The following is a 20,530-nucleotide window of genomic DNA, read 5'->3' on the forward strand; positions in this document are numbered from 1 at the left end:
TCTCGCAACCAGGAGACAGCGATATGACGCTTGATCAATATAAACTTCTTGGACGCTCGGGCTTGCGCGTTTCGCCGTTGAGCCTTGGAACGATGACCTTCGGTTCGGACTGGGGATGGGGCGCGGACGGCAATGAGGCCCGCCGCATCTTCGATCTTTATGTCGAGCGGGGCGGCAACTTCATCGACACGGCGGTCAACTACACCGACGGCGGCGCCGAGCGCCTGCTCGGGACATTCATCGGCGACAAGCGCGAGCGGGTCGTCCTTGCAACGAAGTTCACAATGGCTCGGGAACCGGGTAATCCGAACTCAGGCGGCAATCACCGCCTGAACTTGGTGCGCTCCCTCGAGCAGAGCCTCACGCAGCTCGGCACGGATCGCATCGACCTCCTTTATCTGCATGCGTGGGACATGACGACCCGTCCTGACGAGGTCATGCGAGCGCTCGACGACCTCGTCAGGACGGGAAAAATCCTCTATCTCGGCATCTGCAATACGCCTGCATGGCGCGTTGCACAGATGCAGACGCTCGCCGACATCAGAGACTGGTCTCCGTTCGTGGCGCTGCAGATCGAATACAGCCTGGTAGAGAGGACCGTCGAGCATGAGCTTCTGCCGGCAGCTACGGCTTTGGGGCTCGGGGTGCTTCCGTGGTCGCCGCTCGGCGGTGGCGTGCTCACCGGCAAATACTCCCTCGCCGACGTTGAAGATTTACAAGAAGCGACCGTGTCCGCCAGCCGCAAGGGCGTCATCGCCTCGTCGGGGCATCTGAACCAACGTGCGATCGAGATTGCGGACGAGGTTCGAGCCGTCGCCGAAGAGGCCAACTCCACGCCATCGCGGGTGGCGCTTGCCTGGACGCTGACCAATCCGACCGTCGTCTCCCCCATCATCGGCGCCCGGACGCTCGCCCAGGCCGAGGACAATCTTGGAGCGCTGGATCTGGTACTTGCACCGGAACAACTGGATCGCCTGAACCGGATCAGCGCACCGAGCCCCGTCTTTCCCGGTCGCTTCACGCAACGTCCCCTCGTCCAACAACTGATTTTCGGCGGTGCCGCCGTCGAACGCCGCGACTGACCGCGGAAACGACGTGAGGCCTGTCGACGGTGCACTCAGCTTCAGTGTCGGTCGACAGGTCCCATCAAGCCCTCAGCAACAGGAAAGGACCGATACCATGACCATTCTCCCGACATACAACCGGATTGCCGGCGCAAGCCGAACGGCTCTGATCACACTGGCATTGCTGTCGCCCGCCCTGCCGGGCCCAGCCATTGCCAACACCGCAGCAACGCAGATGCAGGCTCCGCACAGTGCCGCAATGGAGCAACGGAACAAGGCTATCGTCGAAGCCGCCTTCGAAAAATGGCGCGGGGGTACCTATGTCTTCGCGGAACTTCTCGCTCCCGACGTCGTCTGGACGATCCACGGCTCCGGACCGGTTGCCGGCACCTATCGCAACCAGAAGGATTTTATCGAACAGGCATCGCGCCCTCTGACCAGTCGCCTTGCGTCGCCGGTCGTGCCCGAGGTGCACGACATCTTTGCCGACGGCGACACCATCATTATCCGCTTCGACGGGACGGCGACCACGACGTCGGGCGCACCTTATCGCAACCAGTTTGTCTGGATCTTCAAGATGAAGGATGGCCTCGTCGTCAATGCGGAAGCCTTCCTGGACCTCGTTGCCTATCAGCAGGTCGTCGACAACAACGCCCCACGTTCCCAATGACCGACGCCTGCGGTTTCGGCAGAACTGAGTGTCTGCCGAACCGACACCGCGCACCCACGCGCGATCCAAACTGAGAACGGTAACGCTTAACGGAGCCCGACCATGCGACAGCCATTTGCAGCACTCATCACAGCGGCCACACTTTCGTTTCAACCCGCAGAAGCACAGGAGACAAATTTGCAGCCGAACCACCCCTACGTTGGCATGTGGGTCACCGACGACAACCGTGTTCGCCATGAACTTCTGCCAAGCGGACGCTATGTCGAGGCCCGCGGTCAGCGTGAGCGAGCCTATGAGGGCCGCTATGAAGTCGAGGGAACGCATATCGAGTACTGGGATGACACGGGCTTCACTGCCGACGGCGATTTCGTCGATGCCAACACGTTGCACCATGGCGGCATGATCTTGCGGCGCAAGCCATCGACGCCCTGACATACCAGGCGAGCATCCGCAATGCGAAAGGGCTAAAAGCGATGGGTGCCGCGGGTCTACCACATCCATCTGAGGGGGCGGATGCCATTCACCGTCGTCCCCTCATCGTGTTCTGTCCACCTCTCGCAAGAGGTCGATGAAGGCCCGAAGCGGGAATGGGACGTGCCGGCTGCGCGGGTAATAGAGGGCCAGACCAGGCGTCGGCGGGCACCAGTCATCAAGTACCGTCACCAGCTGACCGGACCCCAGAAACGGCTGGGCGAAGTATTCCGGGACATAGGCAATACCGCGCCCGTCCGCCGCCGCCTGCACGAGAAGATCATTGTCATCGAGTGTGAGGTTGCCCGGCACATCGATCGCGACTTCGGCGCCGCGTTTGGAAAACTCCCAGCGATAGCGCTTTCCGCTCGGCAAACGTTGGCGGACGCAGCAATGCGCATAAAGATCGTCGGGCGTGTGCGGTCCTGCTTTCCCGTCCAGATAGGAAGGTGCTGCCACGGCGATGAAACGCACGTCGCCACCGAACTTCACCGCGACCATGTCTTTCGGGACAGTTTCCAGCAGGCGTATTCCGGCATCGAAACCCTGTTCCACGATATCGACGAGCCGACCTTCCGAAACAAGATCAAGCTCGACGTCGGGATAAAGATCCAGGAAGCGCGGCACGACCTCTGCGAGGAGAATGCGCGCGCCGCTCTTGTTTGCATTAATCCGCAGTGTGCCGCTCGGGGTGCCGCGTTCCTCCGACAAGGTATCGAGCGCCTGATCGAGTTCCTGGAGGACCGGATCGAGGCGCGCGAGCAGGCGAGCGCCCGCCTGGGTCAGCGACACGCTCCGTGTCGTCCGGTTGAAGAGCCGCACGTCCAGTTTTGCCTCCAGTCCGATGATTGCATGGCTGAGAGCCGAGCGCGAAACGCCCATGACGTCTGCCGCTCTGCGGAAGCTCCGGTGGCTGGCCACCGCCGCGAAGGCGGCAAGATCGTTCAGGCTGGGGCGCACCATTCGTGATTTATCCTCACCATCTCATCTCACATTGCCAATCTTATATCACCAATCGTCCACGTCTACATTCGGAGACGAACAGACGAGGAGATCACATGCCAAAGACATGGTTCATCACCGGCGCTTCGTCCGGGCTAGGTTTCGAGATGACGCAGCAGTTGCTCGCGCAGGGGCAGACGGTGGTTGCAACCATCCGCCGTCCAGGGGCGCTGATAACGCAACTCGAGCAGGAATACCGTGAACGCCTGGATATCGTGCCGCTCGATCTGGTCGAGCCGCAGAGCCTCGCCTCGGCCGTGAAAGATGCATTCCAACGGCATGACCGCATAGACGTGATCGTCAGCAACGCGGGCTATGGCCTATTCGGTGCTGCAGAAGAACTCACAAACGAAGAGATCGACCGGCACATAGCCACCAACCTTGCTGGATCCATCCATCTGATCCGCGCAGCACTTCCCTTTCTTCGAAGGCAAGGCGGCGGGCGTATCGTCCAGGTCTCGTCCGAAGGAGGGCAGATCGCCTATCCGGGCTTCAGCCTCTATCATGCAACCAAGTGGGGCATCGAGGACTTTGTCGAGGCCGTGGCACAGGAAGTGGCGCCTTTCGGTATCGACTTCATTATCGCAGAGCCGGGACCGACCGGCACGAATTTCGGAGCCAATCTCGTCAGCGCAACACCGATGGATGCCTACAATGAGACCCCTGCCGGCGCCGTTCGCCGGGCGATCGCTGAGGGCAGCTTCGAGATCAGGGGAGATGCGGCGCGCACCGTAGCCGCAATCCTGTCGGCCGCCGAGAGCGAAACACCGCCACTGCGGCTGGCGCTGGGTAGCACGGCTTATTCCTCTATTTCACAGGCGCTTTCCGCGCGCTTGCATGCTCTTGAGGCATAGCGAGAAGCGGCGAATTCCGCCGACCGACAGAACCTGTGAACCGCAGCAGCGGCACGGGGACACCGACCTCGAACACGAAAGGAAACAAAATGTCCGTTCGATCAGCTATATTGGTTCTCGCCTTAATCATTTCGTCCTCTGCCTTCGCGCAGACCGCTACAGAAAACCAGGTCGTAGGCACCTGGCGCATGATGTCGGCGACGATCGATCCCGGCGGGCAAAATATCGCCGCCTATGGAGAAAACCCCAACGGTCTTCTCGTCTTCACTCCCGACATGCACTTCGTCGAAGTCCTTACCGACGCTGACGTCCCGCGGTTTGTTTCCAATGCTCGCGGTGAGGGGACAGATGATGAAAATCGCACGGCCATGTCACGCAGTATCGGGTTCTTCGGCACCTACACGGTCGATGAGAAGGGCGAGTTCAGCGGCAACCGCGTCGAAGGCGCAACATTTCCGAACTGGGTCGGCAGCGTACGAACACGTGATGATCTTACGCTTATCGTTGACGGCGACCGCATGACCGAACAATTCCGCAGGCCCGAAGGCACTGAAATCAGAATCGAATGGCAGCGTGTCAAATGATGCACAGTTGGCGCTCCTCTGCAGTTGAGCAGCAGGGGTCTCACAAGACTTGATATACCGCGCTCTCCGTTCGGCTAACTGGATGCTTGTCAAATCGAATTAGGTTGGAGACTTCGTCTTCCCCCAATCATAGTTCCTCATATAGTCCAGAAACGCCCGCATGGCTGCACTGGGAAGACGGCGGCTGGGGTAGTATAAGAACCAGTGTGGCAAGGTGGGACTCCAGTCGGACAGAAGCTCCACCAGCCGGCCGCTCTGGATATACGGTTTGGCGTAGTCGTCGAAGACATGGGCGATGCCTCTGCCCGCAAGTGCCGCTTGCAGTTCATTGTGCGCAGAGCTGACCGTCAGGCGGCCCGTCGGCGTAACTTCGATATCTTCGCCGCCCTCGTTGAACCGCCAGGTGACGAGCGTGCCACCCGGGAAACGACGCCGTACACAATCGTGGTCGCCGAGTTCATGCGGCGTCTGCGGCCGTCCGCACCTCGCGATATAGTCAGGTGAAGCGACGATTGCATAACGAAGCGCGGGTCCAAGCGGCAGCGCAATCATGTCCTGCGCCAGCTGCTTACCGAACCTGACACCGGCGTCGAACCCCTGTTCCACGATATCGATGACGGCCGCATCGCTAATGATCTCGATCCTCACCTCGCGATAGGCATCCATGAAGTCCAATACGAGCGGGCATAGAAAATGATCGACGGCCGGTGCGGGAGCGTTGATCCTGAGAGTCCCGGACGGACTGTCCCGTAAATCGTCGACCTCCGCTATGGCGAGCCGGATGTCGCTCAACGCAGGCGCCAGACGCTCAAGAAGGCGCTGTCCTGCCTCCGTCGGGAACACGCTCCTCGTCGTTCGATTGAGGAGCCGGATACCAAGAGCCTCTTCCAGGGCGTTCATCGTTTGGCTCAAGGCCGATGACGAGACCCCTCGCTCGAGTGCTGCGGCGCGGAAACCGCCACAGCGCACGATGGCCACGAATACATCGAAGCTGTCCAGACGAATAGGGTCCATTGAGAAGTATTTCTAATCAAGCTGATAAACTTAACGCAGGTTATCAGATCAATCGCCCCATGTCATGGTTGTGCGGATTAAGTTCGCGTCCTGGCAAATTCCTTTTGCCGGCCATGTCCGATCCAGGAAAACGAAGCGGAGCGCACCCAATGAAGAAGGAGAAACCGATGAATGCCTTCACTCTCAACCGACGAGCCATCATGCTGTCCGCCGTCGTAGGCGCATCAAGCGTGCTCATCCCAAGCCTGGGTGGCTCTGGCAGGGCCAACGCGCAGGCCGCGTCTTCGGTGAGCAGCAATGCTGGTCACTACCGTTTCCGCGTTGGCGACATCAGCGCGACTGTCTTGAGCGATGGTGTGATTGGTGGCCCGCCCCGCGTCTATGCAAGCAACGCGCCGGAAGCCGAGCTTCAGGAGGTCCTGCGGCAAGCATTTCTGCCGACCGACCACATGACGCTCAATCTCAACACGCTGCTGATCGAGACCGGCGGCCGGCGGATTCTGATCGAGGCTGGCGCGGGCAAGACCATGGGCCCGAATGGCGGGCGCATCTTCGATAACCTCGCGGCGATCGGCCTCAGTCCTTCGCACGTTGACGCGATCGTCATCTCCCACACCCATCCCGACCATGTCGGCAATCTGAGAACCGCAGACGGCAGCAAGGCCTTTCCCCGCGCCACTGTATTCGTTCCGAAGGCAGACTGGGACTTCTTCGTCCGAACCGATCCGGACCTCTCCTACATGCCGGTCCCGGAAGAATTCCGCCTGCGCTTCGCAGCGAACATCAAGAACAGCCTCCAGCCGTTCATGAACGATGTCGAGCTCTATGAAGCCGGCGCCGAGATCGTGCCGGGTCTGACGACGATCGCCGCCTTCGGGCATACGCCGGGCATGGCGACCTTCCTCGTCCATTCAGGGAGCGACCAGTTGCTGCTGACGGCAGACCTTGCCTATCACCCTGTCGTCAATGTCGACAATCCCTGGCTTCCCGGCCCGGACCGCGACAAGGAGACGGCTCTTTCCTCCCGTCGGCGCATCTTCGACAGGGCGGCTGCCGAGCGCATGCCCGTGCTTGGCTTCCACTATCCATTCCCTGGTCTTGGCCGGATGCTGAAGACCGATGGCGGCTACGCCTGGGTTCCCGCCAACTGGCAGTTCTGACGGTTAACGAAACAGGAGAGATCCCATGGACCAGTCGAATATCAATAGGCGCGGCTTCCTCGGCACGATGGGTGCGGCTGCAACAGGGCTGGCACTCGCCGCTCACGCCACGGCGCAAGCCCAGGAAACGAATGTTGCGTCGCCGACCACGGGATCAAACCCGGACGTGCTGACCCGCACCTTGCCGCGTACCGGCGAGCGTGTCACGGCCCTCGGCCTCGGCACCTTCCTGACCTTCGACCTCAAGCCCGGCGATCGCCGCGACGCTCTTCGGCAGGTCTTCGAACGGTACGTCGCCGCGGGCGGTCGCGTGGTCGACACATCGCCGCTCTACGGCTCGGCCGAAGTCAGCGTCGGCCAGTTTATGGGCGAATTTGAAGGATCCGACGAGATGTTCCTCGCCAACAAGGTCTGGTCGACAGGAGAATATCTCGGAGACGAAAGCCACGCCGTCGAAAACTTTCGGCAATCGCGCATGCGGACCTGGCGCGCCGCGATCAATCTCATGCAATGCCATAGCATCACCAATGCGCCAGTCGTCATCCCGCTGATGAAGGCCTGGAAGAAGGAGGGCCTCATCCGCCATGTCGGCGTGACCCATCACGAGTCGGTGGCACAGGACCAGTTATTGGCGATTGTCCAGCGCGACGAGGTCGACTTCATTCAGACGAACTACTCGATCTTCAACCGCGATGCCGAGCGCCGCCTGCTCCCGGCCGCCGCCGACAAGGGCGTTGGCGTCCTGATCAATCTGCCGCTCGAAAAGGCCCGCCTGATGAAGGTGGTCGAGGGGCAGCCGCTCCCCGGCTTTGCGCAGGAGTTCGGGGCGACCAGCTGGGCGCAGTTCTTCCTGAAGTGGGTCATGGCGCATCCCGCGGTCAGCACCGTGCTGTGCGGCACGTCCAACCCCGATCACATGAGCGACAATGTCCAGGCGATGACAGGCCCGCTTCCCGACGAGCGCATGCGTGCCCGTATGGTCGCACATATGGAAACCATTCCTGGCTTCGGCTCCATCGCCACGATGCCGTGGTACCCGGGCAAAGAAAAGATGTATTCCGGCCTGATCCGGGAAGCACAGGCGAATGCCGCACAGCGCCTGCAGTAACGACCCGTCAGTTAACCCGCCATCACGTTGGAACATTCACTGGGAGATCCGCCTTGCCTTCCACCAGACGTTCGCTTCTGACGGCCTTTCTGACGTTGCCCCTCATCGACGTGGCGAGAAACAGGGCGTTTGCGCAGGCCGCTCCCGAACTGCCGTTGACGCCAGCATGTGACGATGAAGACGAACTGACGCTCGAACGGGAAGCCGGTCCCTTCTTCAGGCCGAACTCGCCGCTCGAGCGGGATCTTTATCCCGCCGCGCTCAATGGCGAGCGGGTCACCGTCGCGGGTTTCGTGCTCGACAATCGCTGCCGGCCGCTCGGCGGCAGTCTCGTCGAAATCTGGCACGCGGACGAGAACGGCGACTACGACAGCGTGGGTTTCCGTCTGCGCGGCCACCAGTTCACCGACGCCCAAGGGCGCTGGTGGTTCAACACCATCGTGCCTGCGCTTTATCCTGGCCGCACGCGGCATTTCCATTTAAAGGTCCAGCGTCCCGGTGGGCGGGTCCTCACCACCCAGCTCTATTTTCCAGGCGAGCCCAGAAATGCCGGAGACCGGCTTTTTGACGAGGCACTCCTCCTGGAGATCAAGCAAACCTATGACGGAAAGTTTGGACGGTTCGATTTCGTGATCTGAAGAAGGTACCGCTCTCGAACGAGCCCGGACGAAGAGCCTACTTCGGCCGGTCACGATAGCTCGGGCTTACTATCGACCGCTCATGTCTCGCTGCGTTCAGCCGTCATCATTCAGGCGATCGCGCTACTAAAACACAACTTGACCAAGCCTTACCGTGTCGCCTCGACGGATACCGGATCGCCCTCTGGCGCGGGCTGGGGAGCATCGGCAGGCTTGCCGTCCTCGTCTTCCAACCCGAGTTGTTGAAGAATTATCTCTTTGATTCGTTGTTCGATTTCCTCTCGATCCTTCTGGCTCATCGCAGCCAGTTTGTCTTCACTAAGCTCGCGGTCTTTCAGAAAGAAGTAACGGATGCGTTCCGCCGGCGTCATATTAGACACCTTCAGGAACTCGTCACCTGCATCGGGCTTCTCATCCTTGTTAAGCGCGATGCGTTGCGGCTTTTGGTCCAATACAACACCGTTGCTCTCCATCGACCAGAGGGCGTCCGCGAGCTTCGAACTGTGCCGCGAATCAAGAGAGACAGTGGGGACGTTCCCACTCGCTTTTCCTTCTTGCGCTTCCCGGACTGTGTCTTGTTCCGGAGAGCGGGAGGATGACTGTAACAGCAGAGGGACCCTTGAGTTACCTGAAACAAGCATTTGATTGATTCCTTTGGATGTTCTGCTCTCTGGCTATCGCACTGGTGGCTTGCTCTGGGCTGATCGGGCCTTCAAATAACGTCAGGGAATGTGCATGCCCGTTGGTTACAACAGCCGCGCAGCGTGGTTTCGCTGTGTCGTCCTCTTCAAGGGCGAAGGATCACCCGCCCGAGTACCGAGTTGTTCTCGGCATAGGCATGTGCGTCCGCCACATTTGCAAGAGAGAACGTACGATCGATAAGCACCTCAAGTTCACCTGCTGCGGCCCTCTTCAACATGTGGGCGACGGATGCGTGAACGTCTGGCTTGTCGAGCTCCGTTCCCATGAAAACACCAACCAGAGTCTGGTTTGCTTGCAAAGCTGGCCACAGATCGACTTCAAGAGATGAACGTCCAGCATTTCCGACAAACACGAGGCGCCCCCCCGGCCGCAATACTGAGAGCGAGGTCCGTAAAGTCGAGCCTATAGGATCAATGACGAGGTCAACACCCCGACTATCGGTAAGGTGCATAAGCGTATCGTGGACGTTCGTCTGACGATGGTCAACCGCATGGGTCAGACCGAGATTTTTCAATTTTGCGACCCGCTCTGCTCCGGAAACGGTTGCGATCACCTCTGCCCCGTTCCTGCTGGCCAGTTGGATAGCGGCCGCACCCACGCCGTTCTGTTTGATGCGACCGCGAGCAGCGCTGCATGCGACCCGTGCATGTCGAACGACGTAACTTTCTGTCCGATGAAGCGATCACGCACATCAGGGCCGACAGCGATGACCTCGCCTGCGGCTGCGTATCCGACGATCCCGCCTGGATCAGGCGGAGGCGAGGAGGCCCTGTTGATGAGATCTCCCCCCTCGACAGAGATTGCCTCGACCTTGATCAAGACACCGTCTGTCGGGCAGGTTGGATCTGCAACGTTGATGTAGCGCAGGACTTCAGGAGCGCCGGGTGATTGATAAACTGCGGCCTTCATTGGCTTTCCTTGTTAACTGTACTGTGTGGGGACGCCTAACGTCCTGGCCGGGACCAAGAGCAGGCCGAGTACCGCGCGATTGAGGGCCGAAAGCTACTTTTACCTTCAGGAGCTCGCTGCCGACACCGTCGCGATAAAGGCGCGCAGGTCGGCCAGCATCAGTTCCGGCTCTTCCAGCGCCGCGAAATGCCCGCCCCGCGGCATCTCGGTCCAATGCACGATATTGTAGGTCTTCTCCGCGAACGAGCGCGGCGGCGGCGAGAACACCGGATCGGGGAAGGCCGCAAAGCCGGTCGGTACCTGGATGCGGGTGCCGGCCGGAAGCATCCGCGACTCTTCAAGCCGGCTGCCGTAGTAGATCCAGGTTGCAGTTACGAACGATGCCGGCGCGATGTAGAGCATGATGTTGGTGAGAAGTACCTCCTCGGAAAACTTGCTCCAGATGTCCGGGTCGCCATCGGCAGTTGTCGGAAGATCGGCCCACTTGCCGAACTTTTCGAGTATCCAGCCCGCCGCTCCGACCGGGCTGTCGGCCATCGCGACGCCGAGCGTCTGCGGACGGGTTGCCTGCTCGTGAAAGTAGGCGCTCTCCCGATCGGCGATCGCGGCCCGCTTGGCGGCGAAGGACTTCTCCTCGCCGGTCGTCGGAGCGGCATCCTTCGCACACACGGTCATCATGTTGATATGGATGCCGAGCAGAGCGTCCGGTCGATCATGCGCTGCCCAGATCGCGATGCCGTGGCCCCAATCGCCCCCTTGAATGAAATACCGCGCGTCGCCGAACAGTTGGATCATCAGCCCATGCAGGAGCGCAGCAGCCCGCCGCGGGCCGATCGGGCCCGTGATCGGGTTGGAGAACGCGAAGCCAGGAAGCGAGGGGACGACAACATCGTGCCCGTCCGCTGCGAGCGGCTCCAAGAGCCGCTCGAACTCGAGATACGAGCCCGGCCAGCCGTGGAGAAGCAGGACGGGCGGCTTGGAGCCGTCGCCCTTTACATGAACGAAGTGGAGGTGCTCGCCTTCCACGTCGGCCGTGAAGTTGGGGAGTGCGTTGAGGCGCCGTTCGACCGCACGCCAGTCATAGCTGTGCCGCCAATAAGCGGCGAGCCGCTTGAGGTCATCAACCCCGACCCCCGCCGACCAGCCTCCCGCATCCGGCAGCTGGCTCCAGTCATAAGCCTCGACCTTGGCTCTGATCGTGGCGAGCCGTTCGTCAGGGATGTTGATCGTGTAGGGTAAAATCATGATGTTCTCCGCTTAGACTGAAACGAAACCGCTCTATTGCGGCGAATTCCTAGAAACACCGCGTCATTTCTATCGATATCCGTGTTACGGGAGCCACGGACCTGCCCGGGCGATCGCCGGGAAGACAGGTACGGCTTCGTCAGTCACCAAAGCACCTTGCCTTCGAGCGCGGCATGCCGGCAGGAACAATGCCGCCGCGGCTCCACGGCAGCGGGTTTGAGATCTGGCTATCTCTTGAGAAGTGAGACCTGCCTCTCGAAGTCGGCCAGATCGAAATAGTCGCGCCAGACAGTGATTTCCCCGTTCTCGACGGTGACGGTACCCATAACCGGCAATGTGATCGTCGCGCCACTTTCATGGGTGAACACATCGATCCGCTCGTTGAGAACAAGATTCCCCGATGCCGCGATGTTGGTCACAGCCCAGTCTACCCTGAACGCCGTTCCAACCCCGAAGTCCTCATGGAATTTGCGAACGTTGTCTCTCCCTACGATATTGGGCAGCGGCACGTTGTCATAAAGGACGTCATCCGACAGCATCGCAAGGGCGTCCTCAATGCGATTTGCCGTCCAGTGGCCGAAGAAAGTGGTGGCGATATCGATAGGGTTGGTGGACATGGTTGCTCTCCAGAGAGGGTTTAGGAAAACTTGACGAAATTGTTTGCCGGTAATGGTCCGCCTGGGAACTGCGCGAGCCGGCCACCGATTGAGATGGGTCCAATATTCCACGCCGAAACACACAGAGCGTCCTAAAGGCAGAGCAGCTCAGGCTGAGTTGCGCAGTCGGCTGGTGTGACGCGCCGGTGGAAGCCCAAAGATGCGCACGTAGTCGCGACTGAATTGCGATGGGCTGCCATAACCGACTTGGAAGCCCGCGTTGGCCACGTCCATCTTGTTGCTGACCATCAGGCGCTGTGCCTCCTGCATCCTGAGCTGAGTGCGGAATTCAAGCGGGCTCATGGCCGTGACCGCTTTGAAATGCGCGTGGAAAGTCGACCGGCTTATTCCGGCGATCTCCGCCGCCGCCTGCTCAATTGAGAAATTCTCACGAAAATGCGTCCGAATCCACGAGATCACTCGAGCAATCTGATTCAGGCGACTGTCCGCGCGGGCCATCTGCCGAAGAATTGCTCCGCTCTCACCGCCCAATAGCCGATAGAGGATTTCGCGCACGGTAGAAGGCGCGAGCGCGTCGATGTCTTCCGGCGTATCGAGCAGACCCACAAGGCGAAGTGCGGCATCGACTACCGCTGGAGTAGTCCGGCAAAGTGCAAGCCCGGTGGATGGTCTCGCAGGCTCTACGCTCGAAGCCGGAAAGCGCATCGCGAGTTCAGCTATGGCAAAAGTGTCCAAATGCAACTGTAAGCAAAGATAAGGCCGGTCCGGAACTGCATCGATAACTGATCCCATCACCGGCAGCTCGACCGATGCAATCAGGTAGGTCGATGGATCGTATGTAAAGGCCGCATCGCCGAGTACTGCACGCTTTTGGCCTTGAGCAACGAGGCTGAGCGTGGGCTCGTAAAGTGCTGGCATTGGAATGGTCGGCATTGAAGACCGGATTAGCGTCACGCCGGGAATATCAGATGCATGAACGCCATCTTCCGGGCAGTGGCGCGCAATGGTTTCGGTCAAGAAGGCGAGCTGATCCATTGTAGCCTTTGCTGCCGCAACGTCGATGTAGCGCAGGACTTCAGGAGCGCCGGGTGATTGGTAAACTGCGGCCTTCATTGGCTTTCCTTGTTAACTGTACTGTGTGGGGAACCACGTGATCAGGCAACCCACTGAACGCCATCTTTAACGACTTTGGCCGGGTTGCCGGCGACCACAGCGCCGGGCGGCACATCCTTCGTGACAATGGCACCAGCCGCAACAACGGCTCCGTCGCCAATCGTCACACCCTTGAGAATAACGGGTGGCATTCCGATCCAAACATGATTGCCGATCCTGGTGGGCGCTTTGTCCGGCCGACCAACGATAGTATGACCATCCCAGTCGCGAATGATCACCTGGTCGGCGATGAAAACCTCGTCACCCATGGTGATTTCAGAGCCGCATGAGATCCACGAATGGCGATTGGCGAACCCGCTCCCGAGGGTAAGTTTGGCGCCACTTTGTATACCGATCGTGCCGCCCGAATGAAGGGTAAACTGGCCATTTAGAATGAGTTGACCGTTCTCCTTGATCACAAGTTGTGTGGGCTCCGCGATGAGGCCCTTCCACCCTTCGCCTAGGACGATGGTTCCGGCTCCCGTTACGCTTCCCTTTATCTCAACACGACCCTTTCCTCTCAACTTGACACACTTGTGTGATCGAATGCTCGATAGACGCTGCAGAATCTTACTGATCATAGAACGTTCCAATAGCCTGTGGCCACATCACGTCATAAGGGTCAGTGACTTGCCGAATACTCGAACAGCGCCGCATCATTACTTACCTCCTGATGAGAAGCCTTCGTCTGAGAAGGCGATATAAATCAAGGGCTTCGACGGGAGCGGCTCCGGACACGACCAAGTTTTTTACATGACGTTGCCACGGGATCGGCCTAAAAAACCATGCCTAATCTCCCAAAAAATTTGCCTAATGCTCTGCCGAAGCCGGCCCCCGCCCGTCCGCTCCAAACCGCCTGGAAACTTACCCGCGAAAGAAAGGAGCAGAAGCCTGCGATGTCCTTAGCTCGCTCTGTTGACGATGCCGGATCGAAGTAGGATCACTGCGGTAGAAGCATTGATAGACAGCGCGTACCTTCCTAAGCAATCAAGAGCCGCGCCGGTCCCTTCGATTGAGGGGCCAGAAGCTACTTTCTCCTCCGACCCTATGTCTTTTTGTCAACCGGATCAGGCGTTGAACCCGGCGTCCACGTTGAGAACCGCGCCCGTTATCAAACTTGCGGCGGGACCAGCCAGGAAAGCGACTGCGCTCGCAACTTCCGCGGGCTCGCCAAATCGTCCAAGCGATGTGAGGCTCCGCTGATAGTCAGCATTCTCGCCATTGGCAGGGTTCATTTCAGTGTCGGTGGAACCAGGAAGAACAAGATTGACGGTAATACCTCGAGGCCCCAGTTCGCGCGAAAGTCCACGCGTAAACGACAGAAGCGCCGATTTCGACATAGCGTATGCTGTCACGCCCGGAAAAGGCACACGCTCTGCCAGCGAAGAGCCGATAGAGATGATCCGGCCCCCCGATGAGAGATGTGGAATTGCTGCCTTAGCAAAGAGGAAGGGCGCACGAACGTTCACATCAAGCATGGCCTGCAAGTCGGCGAGTGCGAGATCTGCGCTCATACCGGCGGTTCCAATACCTGCGCTGTTGACGAGAATATCGAGTCCCCAAGCGCGTCAACCGTCTGGTTGACGGCGCGACTGATTGCGTCCGGGTCAGCACTGTCGGCCTGAATGGCTAGCCCGCGCCGGCCTTTCTGCTCGATCGTCTGAACCACCGATGCAGCCCGTTCCGCCGAGCGCTGGTAGGTGAATGCAACATCGGCCCCATTTTCGGCAAGGGCGGTCGCAATCGCAGCCCCTATTCCTCTCGAACCGCCATTCACAAGTGCGCGTTTCCCATGCAGATCCACGATCTTTTCCTTTTATGCAGTGATCGATGCACAAATGGGTAGAGCCATTGCAAACTGCCGTCAACTGATTTATGCAGTGGTCGATGCAAAATGATGTTTCGATACCGCCAGCCAGCTCACCTTCGACGCGTCCTCCACGCGGGCGGCCGCGGGAGTTTGATCGCCAGGCTGCGCTTGCCGCGGCGACACGGCTTTTCTGGATCAGGGGATACGAGGCGACCTCGATCGCCGACCTGACGGAGGCAATGGGGATCGGAACCAAGAGCCTTTATGCGGCCTTCGGTTCGAAGGAAGCGCTCTATGCCGAGGCCCTCCGATACTATTACACGACCTACGAGGGGTTGGTGTGGACCCGCTTCAGGGCTGCTTCGACAGCGAGGCAGGCCGCGCTGCTCTTTCTCCAGGATTCCGCGACCGCCATGACCGGTGGAGATCTCGATCTCCCGCATGGCTGCATGGCAACGCTTGCCACTGTTGGCAGTGAAGGACACTCCGAACTGGGCGAACTCATGCGAGCGACGCGTGCAGGCGGTTTCGATATTCTGAAAGCGCGCTTTGAGAGAGCCAAGAGTGATGGCGATCTCAGGACGACGGCAGACACGACCAAACTGGCGAGGTTCGTGCAAACGGTTCAAAGCGGCATGGCGATCCGTGCCCGGGATGGAGCGGACCGCGCCGAACTGCACGATGTGGCGGAAATTGCGCTTTCCGGCTGGGATAATATCACCGGCAACTGATTAAACATAAAGGGCAAGGCCTGATCCTATTGCAGTGAAGGCCGATCAGAACGGTAGCGGGCTTCAAACCTGCATCCTATGCGGAGCGGGACGCGCTTTCTGCGAAGCGGCTCGGTGAGCAGCCGACGGCGCGTGTGAAGGCGGTGCTGAACGCGCTCGCCGACTTGTAGCCGATTGAGAAGGCAATTTCCTCTACCCTGGCCGTTCCCGACTTGAGCGCCTCCTTCGCAAGCGCCATGCGCCATCGCAGCATGTAAGCGATCGGACCTACCCCAACGACGGCACGAAAGCGCGTGGCGAAGGTGGACCGCGAGACACCGCAATGCCTTGCCAGAGCGTCGACCGTCCATTCCCGGCCGACATTCTCGTGAACGGCACGGATTGCTTTGGCCACGACGGGGTCTCGAAGGCCGGCAAGCAGGCCGCGGGTAGCGGGGGTGACGGTTTCCGGAAAATCCAAATTGGGCGTCCTGAGAATTTCGACAAGCGCCAGTTCGACGAGACGGACGATGATGAACTCGCTGGCCGGCCCGGGATCACGGCCTTCGGATTCCATCAGCGTCAGCAGGTTGTGAAGCCGGTGGAGTTTGGGCGAACGGGAGTGGATCTGAACGATCGGCGGGAGAAGATCCGTCAGCAGATCCTCGTTGGCTGTCGAGAACAGAAATTTGCCCATGTGGAGCGAAATCGGTCTTTCCTGACCAGAGCCCAGCCTCAACCGTCCCTCCTGTTTGGCGGCTACCGCCGTGACGCTGTCCAACGGTTCTACTTCCCGGTTTGAGGCCAGCGTAAAGGGAAGCACTGTCCGCAGCAGCACGAAGTCGCCTTTTTCCAGCGACAGCGGATCGCAACCAGGCCGTATCAACTGGCAAGTGCCGTCTTCTATCCAGAAAAACAACAGGTCTCCCAGCGCTGGAAAGCTCAGGCCCCAGTCACCGGCGGCGTCAATGCCGCGACCCAGAAGAGCAGCGCGCGGCCGCAGCAGTCGGATAAGATCGAGGAAGGGATCCATTTTAGGGCTTCAGATAAAGTATTCTGGGGTTTCCATTATGGAGCGTGCAGGGGCCATAGCATAATTTTCCGGACGATTGAACGAGGCTGATGCCCCCTATCACTGGAGAATTATCATGATCAAAGTCACCGCCGCTGACATTGACCGCTTTCTTGCCGAAGATGATGAGAAACCCGTCGTGATGCTCAACTTGCTTCGGTTCAAGAAAGACGGAGGGCGCCAGCGTTATCTCGACTACCTCGCCATGGCCGGCCCGATCGTCGCCCGATACGGCGCGGAAATCGTGTTCGCCGGCGATGGCGTAATCGCGCTCTGCGCCGAACCCGGTCAATCCTGGGACGCGGTGGCGCTGGTACGCTACCCAAAACGGACAGCCTTCGTCGAGATGATCGCTGACCCAGCCTACGCCGTTGCCGATCCAATCCGGATGTCGGCCCTGGAAGAGGCGGTACTGCAGCCTATCCGCACAATGACTCGATGAACAGCTAAACCGTCGCGCATTCCAAAAGGCTGCGAGATCGCGCCACTCTTGCGCCGCGTAACTGTGCCCAGGAATGGGCATCTTGTGCCCTTCCTTCGTCTCCCATGCTTGCCGTTGAGACCTGCTTTACAGCAGGTCTTCAATCCTGATGGGTAGATGTCGTACACGTCTGCCGGTCGCATTGTAGACGGCATTGACGACGGCTGCGGCCGCTCCGACCATGGCGACCTCGCCAAGACCCTTGACGCCGGACATGTTGAGCTTGAAGTCCGGTTGGTCGATGAAATCGACATCGATCACGCCGATGTCGGCGTTGACCGGCACGACATATTCGGCAAGGTCATTATTGAGGACACCGCCGAAGCGGGGGTCTGTTTCACCCGCCTCGCGCAGAGCCGCGCCAATACCCCAGACCACACCGCCTCTGACCTGGCTTTCGGCCGTGCGCCGGTTCATGACCCGCCCGCAGTCGGCAACGCTGACGACGCGTTTGACACGTACACGCCCGGTCGACGTCTCAACGTGAACTTCGGCAAAATGGGCGATCCAGCTGAAGGCCATGAAGTCTGGATATTCAGGCCCGGTGGTTGAGGGGATACCTCTGCGCAATTGCTCGATCACTTGTCCGTCTTTGCCAAGCGGGATCGTATTGACAGTGACCTCCAATGAGGGGCGGCGGGTCCGGGCAATCTGGACATGGACCGGTTCTTCGGACAATGGGGCGCCGGTTAGAACGCTAAGCTCTTCCCGCAGTTTCAAGGCGGCGCTTCGCGCTGCCGGCGCAACGCTGCCGGTTCCCCATGAGCCGGCGGTTATATGCTGCGGCGCATGTCCAGTATCTCCGATGCGGATATCGAGCTTGGACGGGTCCACGCCGAGAATTTCGATCAGCTCAGCGGCAATGACGCTACGGATGCCCTGTCCCATCTCGTGGCCGGATGTCGAGATCTCACATCGTCCGCTTGCCGACAGACGAAGTGTCGTAACCGCTGCCGTCATCGATCCTTTGTAGCTCCCACAGGCAACCCCGAGGCCGATGCGGTCTCCGTTCTCTGCTACCAATGAGCCAGGTTCACGGGCTCGTCGGCTCCAGTCGATCAGCTCCGCCCCCCGTCTTAGACAGTCCACAAGATGGCGGGAAGAGAAGGGCTTGCCAGTAATCGGGTCATTTTGAGCGTCGTTGTGGATGCGGAGCTCGACGGGATCCATTCCGACAGCCTCAGCCAACTCATCAAATGCGCATTCGGTGGCGTAACTTGAGGGATGCTCATGCGGGGCACGCTGGTGGCCGGGCGTCTGGGTGTCGACCCGGATGATCCGGTCGCTTCCTGCCCAGGCACCATATTCGTACATGCGAGGGGGATTGGCGCCGTGATCACACGCAAACCCATCATACCGACTATTTTGCTGGACCGTTTCATAAAGGCCTGCCAGGAGGCGACCTTGTTCGTCCGCCCCGAGCCGAACCCGGTGACGGCTTCTTGGGCGATAGGACGCCGTATGAAACAGCTGACCGCGCGGCATCACCAGTTTCACGGGACGGCGCAGTAGAGTGGCGGCGCTCGCAACAAGCACGCTCTGCTCTTGAATGCCATTCTTCTGGCCGAAGCCACCGCCGGTGTAGGGGCTTACGCCGCGCAGCCGGGTCGGCTCCATCCCCATCATCCCTGCAAGGCCGCCGGCAAAAGCTGACGCCGCCTGGGTGCCCTCATAGATCCGGAGTTCACCATCCTCGAATGCGGCGGTCGTCGAGATCAGCTCGATCGGATTGTGATGCTGTTGGGGATGCAGATACTCGACATCGATACGATGACGAGCGGCGGCGAAGGCTGCCTGCACGTCACCGGAGGACAGCTGTCGATCGGGCTCCGGCTCCGGACTGGCAAGATCGTCCTCCATGCGGGTGCTGAATGCCTCTTCGGCGTAGCGGACCTTGATGGCTTCGGCGCCCTCGATGGCGGCCTCCAACGTTTCCGCGACCACCATCGCGACCGGTTCGCCCCGGTGGCGCACGACCGGGCTCGTCATCGGCTGATGGCCTTTGCCTGGCTGCCCATAGGCACCGCGAGCGGCAGGTGTCGTCTTGATCTGCGAGAAATCTTCATGCGTGAAGATGCGCACGACGCCTGGCAGATTTTCAGCGGCAGTTGCGTCGATCGCTTCGATCCGTCCCCTGGCGATTGTTGCGGGAACCGTCATCGCATGCAGCAGGCCGGTGATTGGCTGATCTGCCGCGTACAGTGGCCGACCCAGTACTTTTTCATAAGCATCGACCCGAGGGCGGTCAGTAGTCCGTTCCTGCGTCATTGCATCTTCCTTCCAGCTGTCATGATGGCATCGGCAAGGGTGCGAGCACCGAGTTCAATCTTGAATGCATTGTGCACGCCTGGTCGGGCATCGGCGAATGCTGCTCTGCCGGCAGCCAGCGCAATGTCCGGTTCGATCGTTCGACCGTTTAAAAGCGCCTCCGCCTCGCGTGCCCGCCAAGGCCGGGTGGCAACGCCGCCAAGTGCAATATGCGCCTGCCGCACGTGATCACCATCGATCGCCAGCGCCACAGCTGCCGAGGCGAGGGCAAACGCATAGGACTCGCGATCACGCACCTTGAGGTAGGTCGAGTTTCGCCCGGCCACTGTCTTGGGGACTGAGATCCCCGTCACGATCTCGCCGCGACCAATCCCAAACTCCAAATGGGGCGTTTTGCCGGGCAACAGATAGAATTCAGAGATAGGGATTGAACGCGTTCCTGCGGGCCCCTGAAGCTCTATCGTTGCGTCCATCGCGGTCAACGCGACGGGCCAGTCACCCGGCGACACGGCTGTACAAGCGTCACTGATGCCGAGCACGGCTTGCCCACGATCAAGGCCGCCGATCGCCGCGCATCCGGAGCCGGGCTCTCGCTTGTTGCACGGGTAGGCACCGATTGCGCCGTTCCTGAAATAGGAACAACGGGTCCGCTGTAGGAGGTTGCCGCCGACGGTCGCCATGTTGCGAAGCTGCTGAGAGGCGGCTTTCGAGAGGCTCTCGGCCAGAACCGGATAGTCACGGCGGACGACGCCATCTTCGGCAACATCGGCCATCCGGGCTCCGGCACCAAAGAACAGAACGTCGCCGCTGGTCTCGATGCGATCGGCTCCCGCAAGAGAAGCGATATCGATCAGGTGAGCGGGGCGCTCAACACCCAGCTTCATCAGGTCGTAGAGAGTGGTTCCGCCAGCGATATAGCGCGCACCTTCGCCGGCGGCCGCAAAGGCCTCGGTCGCTTCGCTGACATTTTTGGCGCGGACATAGGATAAGGATCTCATG

Annotated in this window: 22 protein-coding genes and 2 pseudogenes; 10 read left to right on the forward strand and 14 right to left on the reverse strand. The window is 59.9% G+C overall.

From position 1 onward, the window contains the following. Window positions 1–23 precede the first annotated feature (23 nt). The 3 genes from ACR9ZQ_RS05935 to ACR9ZQ_RS05945 all read left to right on the forward strand — a co-directional run bounded on the left by ACR9ZQ_RS05935 (window position 24) and on the right by ACR9ZQ_RS05945 (window position 2,166). A complete protein-coding gene (locus ACR9ZQ_RS05935; RefSeq protein ID WP_481427229.1) occupies window positions 24–1,082 on the forward strand; it encodes an aldo/keto reductase in 1,059 nt (352 codons plus the stop codon). Between the two features lie 97 nt (window positions 1,083–1,179). After that, a complete protein-coding gene (locus tag ACR9ZQ_RS05940; protein WP_131622108.1) occupies window positions 1,180–1,734 on the forward strand; it encodes a nuclear transport factor 2 family protein in 555 nt (184 codons plus the stop codon). Window positions 1,735–1,836: 102 nt separating this feature from the next. Beyond that, entirely contained in the window at window positions 1,837–2,166 is a 330-nt protein-coding gene (locus ACR9ZQ_RS05945; protein WP_113322633.1) for an Atu4866 domain-containing protein, read from the forward strand. Between the two features lie 102 nt (window positions 2,167–2,268). Here the strand turns inward: ACR9ZQ_RS05945 and ACR9ZQ_RS05950 are convergent, their stop codons facing one another. After that, complete coding sequence (locus ACR9ZQ_RS05950; RefSeq protein ID WP_481426691.1) at window positions 2,269–3,168, reverse strand: LysR family transcriptional regulator; 900 nt, start codon at window positions 3,166–3,168, stop codon at window positions 2,269–2,271. 95 nt (window positions 3,169–3,263) lie between these two features. Between ACR9ZQ_RS05950 and ACR9ZQ_RS05955 the strand changes: the two genes are divergently transcribed. Beyond that, window positions 3,264–4,061, forward strand: coding sequence for an SDR family oxidoreductase (locus tag ACR9ZQ_RS05955; protein WP_481426692.1), 798 nt, complete (start codon window positions 3,264–3,266; stop codon window positions 4,059–4,061). Window positions 4,062–4,096: 35 nt separating this feature from the next. Further along, entirely contained in the window at window positions 4,097–4,645 is a 549-nt protein-coding gene (locus ACR9ZQ_RS05960) for a lipocalin-like domain-containing protein (RefSeq protein ID WP_481427230.1), read from the forward strand. Between the two features lie 99 nt (window positions 4,646–4,744). Here ACR9ZQ_RS05960 and ACR9ZQ_RS05965 read toward each other — a convergent pair whose 3' ends face one another. Continuing rightward, on the reverse strand, window positions 4,745–5,659 hold the full coding sequence (locus ACR9ZQ_RS05965; protein WP_481427231.1) for a LysR family transcriptional regulator: 915 nt from the start codon (window positions 5,657–5,659) through the stop codon (window positions 4,745–4,747). Between the two features lie 167 nt (window positions 5,660–5,826). Between ACR9ZQ_RS05965 and ACR9ZQ_RS05970 the strand changes: the two genes are divergently transcribed. From ACR9ZQ_RS05970 to ACR9ZQ_RS05980, 3 genes are read left to right on the forward strand one after another with little or no spacing between them, the layout of a single operon-like run. Beyond that, complete coding sequence (locus ACR9ZQ_RS05970) at window positions 5,827–6,819, forward strand: MBL fold metallo-hydrolase (RefSeq protein ID WP_481427232.1); 993 nt, start codon at window positions 5,827–5,829, stop codon at window positions 6,817–6,819. Window positions 6,820–6,844: 25 nt separating this feature from the next. Beyond that, on the forward strand, window positions 6,845–7,927 hold the full coding sequence (locus ACR9ZQ_RS05975; RefSeq protein ID WP_481427233.1) for an aldo/keto reductase: 1,083 nt from the start codon (window positions 6,845–6,847) through the stop codon (window positions 7,925–7,927). A 53-nt stretch (window positions 7,928–7,980) separates the two neighbouring features. Continuing rightward, window positions 7,981–8,565: a dioxygenase family protein gene (locus ACR9ZQ_RS05980; RefSeq protein ID WP_481427234.1), complete on the forward strand. Its 585-nt coding sequence runs from the start codon at window positions 7,981–7,983 to the stop codon at window positions 8,563–8,565. 149 nt (window positions 8,566–8,714) lie between these two features. Here the strand turns inward: ACR9ZQ_RS05980 and ACR9ZQ_RS05985 are convergent, their stop codons facing one another. From ACR9ZQ_RS05985 to ACR9ZQ_RS06025, 9 genes and pseudogenes are all read right to left on the reverse strand, one after another. Next, window positions 8,715–9,038: a hypothetical protein gene (locus ACR9ZQ_RS05985; RefSeq protein ID WP_481427235.1), complete on the reverse strand. Its 324-nt coding sequence runs from the start codon at window positions 9,036–9,038 to the stop codon at window positions 8,715–8,717. Window positions 9,039–9,352: 314 nt separating this feature from the next. Then, on the reverse strand, window positions 9,353–9,820 hold the full coding sequence (locus ACR9ZQ_RS05990; RefSeq protein WP_481427236.1) for a quinone oxidoreductase family protein: 468 nt from the start codon (window positions 9,818–9,820) through the stop codon (window positions 9,353–9,355). Then, a complete protein-coding gene (locus tag ACR9ZQ_RS05995) occupies window positions 9,817–10,176 on the reverse strand; it encodes an alcohol dehydrogenase catalytic domain-containing protein (RefSeq protein WP_481427237.1) in 360 nt (119 codons plus the stop codon). The genes ACR9ZQ_RS05990 and ACR9ZQ_RS05995 overlap by 4 nt, the downstream gene beginning before the upstream one ends. Before the next feature lie 105 nt (window positions 10,177–10,281). Next, a complete protein-coding gene (locus ACR9ZQ_RS06000; protein ID WP_481427238.1) occupies window positions 10,282–11,421 on the reverse strand; it encodes an epoxide hydrolase family protein in 1,140 nt (379 codons plus the stop codon). A 227-nt stretch (window positions 11,422–11,648) separates the two neighbouring features. After that, window positions 11,649–12,038 (reverse strand): limonene-1,2-epoxide hydrolase family protein, encoded by a 390-nt coding sequence (locus ACR9ZQ_RS06005; protein WP_481427239.1) that lies wholly within the window; start codon window positions 12,036–12,038, stop codon window positions 11,649–11,651. 20 nt (window positions 12,039–12,058) lie between these two features. Further along, window positions 12,059–12,145 (reverse strand): annotated as a pseudogene (locus ACR9ZQ_RS06010) (NADP oxidoreductase); the annotation flags it as partial. A 40-nt stretch (window positions 12,146–12,185) separates the two neighbouring features. Then, window positions 12,186–13,151: an AraC family transcriptional regulator gene (locus ACR9ZQ_RS06015; RefSeq protein WP_481427240.1), complete on the reverse strand. Its 966-nt coding sequence runs from the start codon at window positions 13,149–13,151 to the stop codon at window positions 12,186–12,188. Window positions 13,152–13,192: 41 nt separating this feature from the next. After that, window positions 13,193–13,771 (reverse strand): acyltransferase, encoded by a 579-nt coding sequence (locus tag ACR9ZQ_RS06020; RefSeq protein ID WP_481427241.1) that lies wholly within the window; start codon window positions 13,769–13,771, stop codon window positions 13,193–13,195. Window positions 13,772–14,257: 486 nt separating this feature from the next. Further along, window positions 14,258–14,997, reverse strand: a pseudogene (locus tag ACR9ZQ_RS06025) (SDR family NAD(P)-dependent oxidoreductase). An 80-nt stretch (window positions 14,998–15,077) separates the two neighbouring features. On the opposite strand from ACR9ZQ_RS06025, the gene ACR9ZQ_RS06030 reads away from it, so the two are divergent. Continuing rightward, a complete protein-coding gene (locus ACR9ZQ_RS06030) occupies window positions 15,078–15,731 on the forward strand; it encodes a TetR/AcrR family transcriptional regulator (RefSeq protein ID WP_481427242.1) in 654 nt (217 codons plus the stop codon). A gap of 76 nt (window positions 15,732–15,807) precedes the next feature. Here ACR9ZQ_RS06030 and ACR9ZQ_RS06035 read toward each other — a convergent pair whose 3' ends face one another. After that, window positions 15,808–16,743: a cupin domain-containing protein gene (locus tag ACR9ZQ_RS06035; protein ID WP_481427243.1), complete on the reverse strand. Its 936-nt coding sequence runs from the start codon at window positions 16,741–16,743 to the stop codon at window positions 15,808–15,810. Between the two features lie 115 nt (window positions 16,744–16,858). Between ACR9ZQ_RS06035 and ACR9ZQ_RS06040 the strand changes: the two genes are divergently transcribed. Beyond that, a complete protein-coding gene (locus ACR9ZQ_RS06040; protein WP_481427244.1) occupies window positions 16,859–17,224 on the forward strand; it encodes a DUF1330 domain-containing protein in 366 nt (121 codons plus the stop codon). 126 nt (window positions 17,225–17,350) lie between these two features. Here the strand turns inward: ACR9ZQ_RS06040 and ACR9ZQ_RS06045 are convergent, their stop codons facing one another. Further along, window positions 17,351–19,531, reverse strand: a complete 2,181-nt coding sequence (locus ACR9ZQ_RS06045; RefSeq protein ID WP_481427245.1) for a xanthine dehydrogenase family protein molybdopterin-binding subunit — start codon at window positions 19,529–19,531, stop codon at window positions 17,351–17,353. After that, window positions 19,528–20,529: an FAD binding domain-containing protein gene (locus ACR9ZQ_RS06050; protein WP_481427246.1), complete on the reverse strand. Its 1,002-nt coding sequence runs from the start codon at window positions 20,527–20,529 to the stop codon at window positions 19,528–19,530. The genes ACR9ZQ_RS06045 and ACR9ZQ_RS06050 overlap by 4 nt, the downstream gene beginning before the upstream one ends. Window position 20,530: the final 1 nt, after the last annotated feature.

This window comes from Rhizobium sp. KNZ14-9A, from assembly GCF_056755015.1.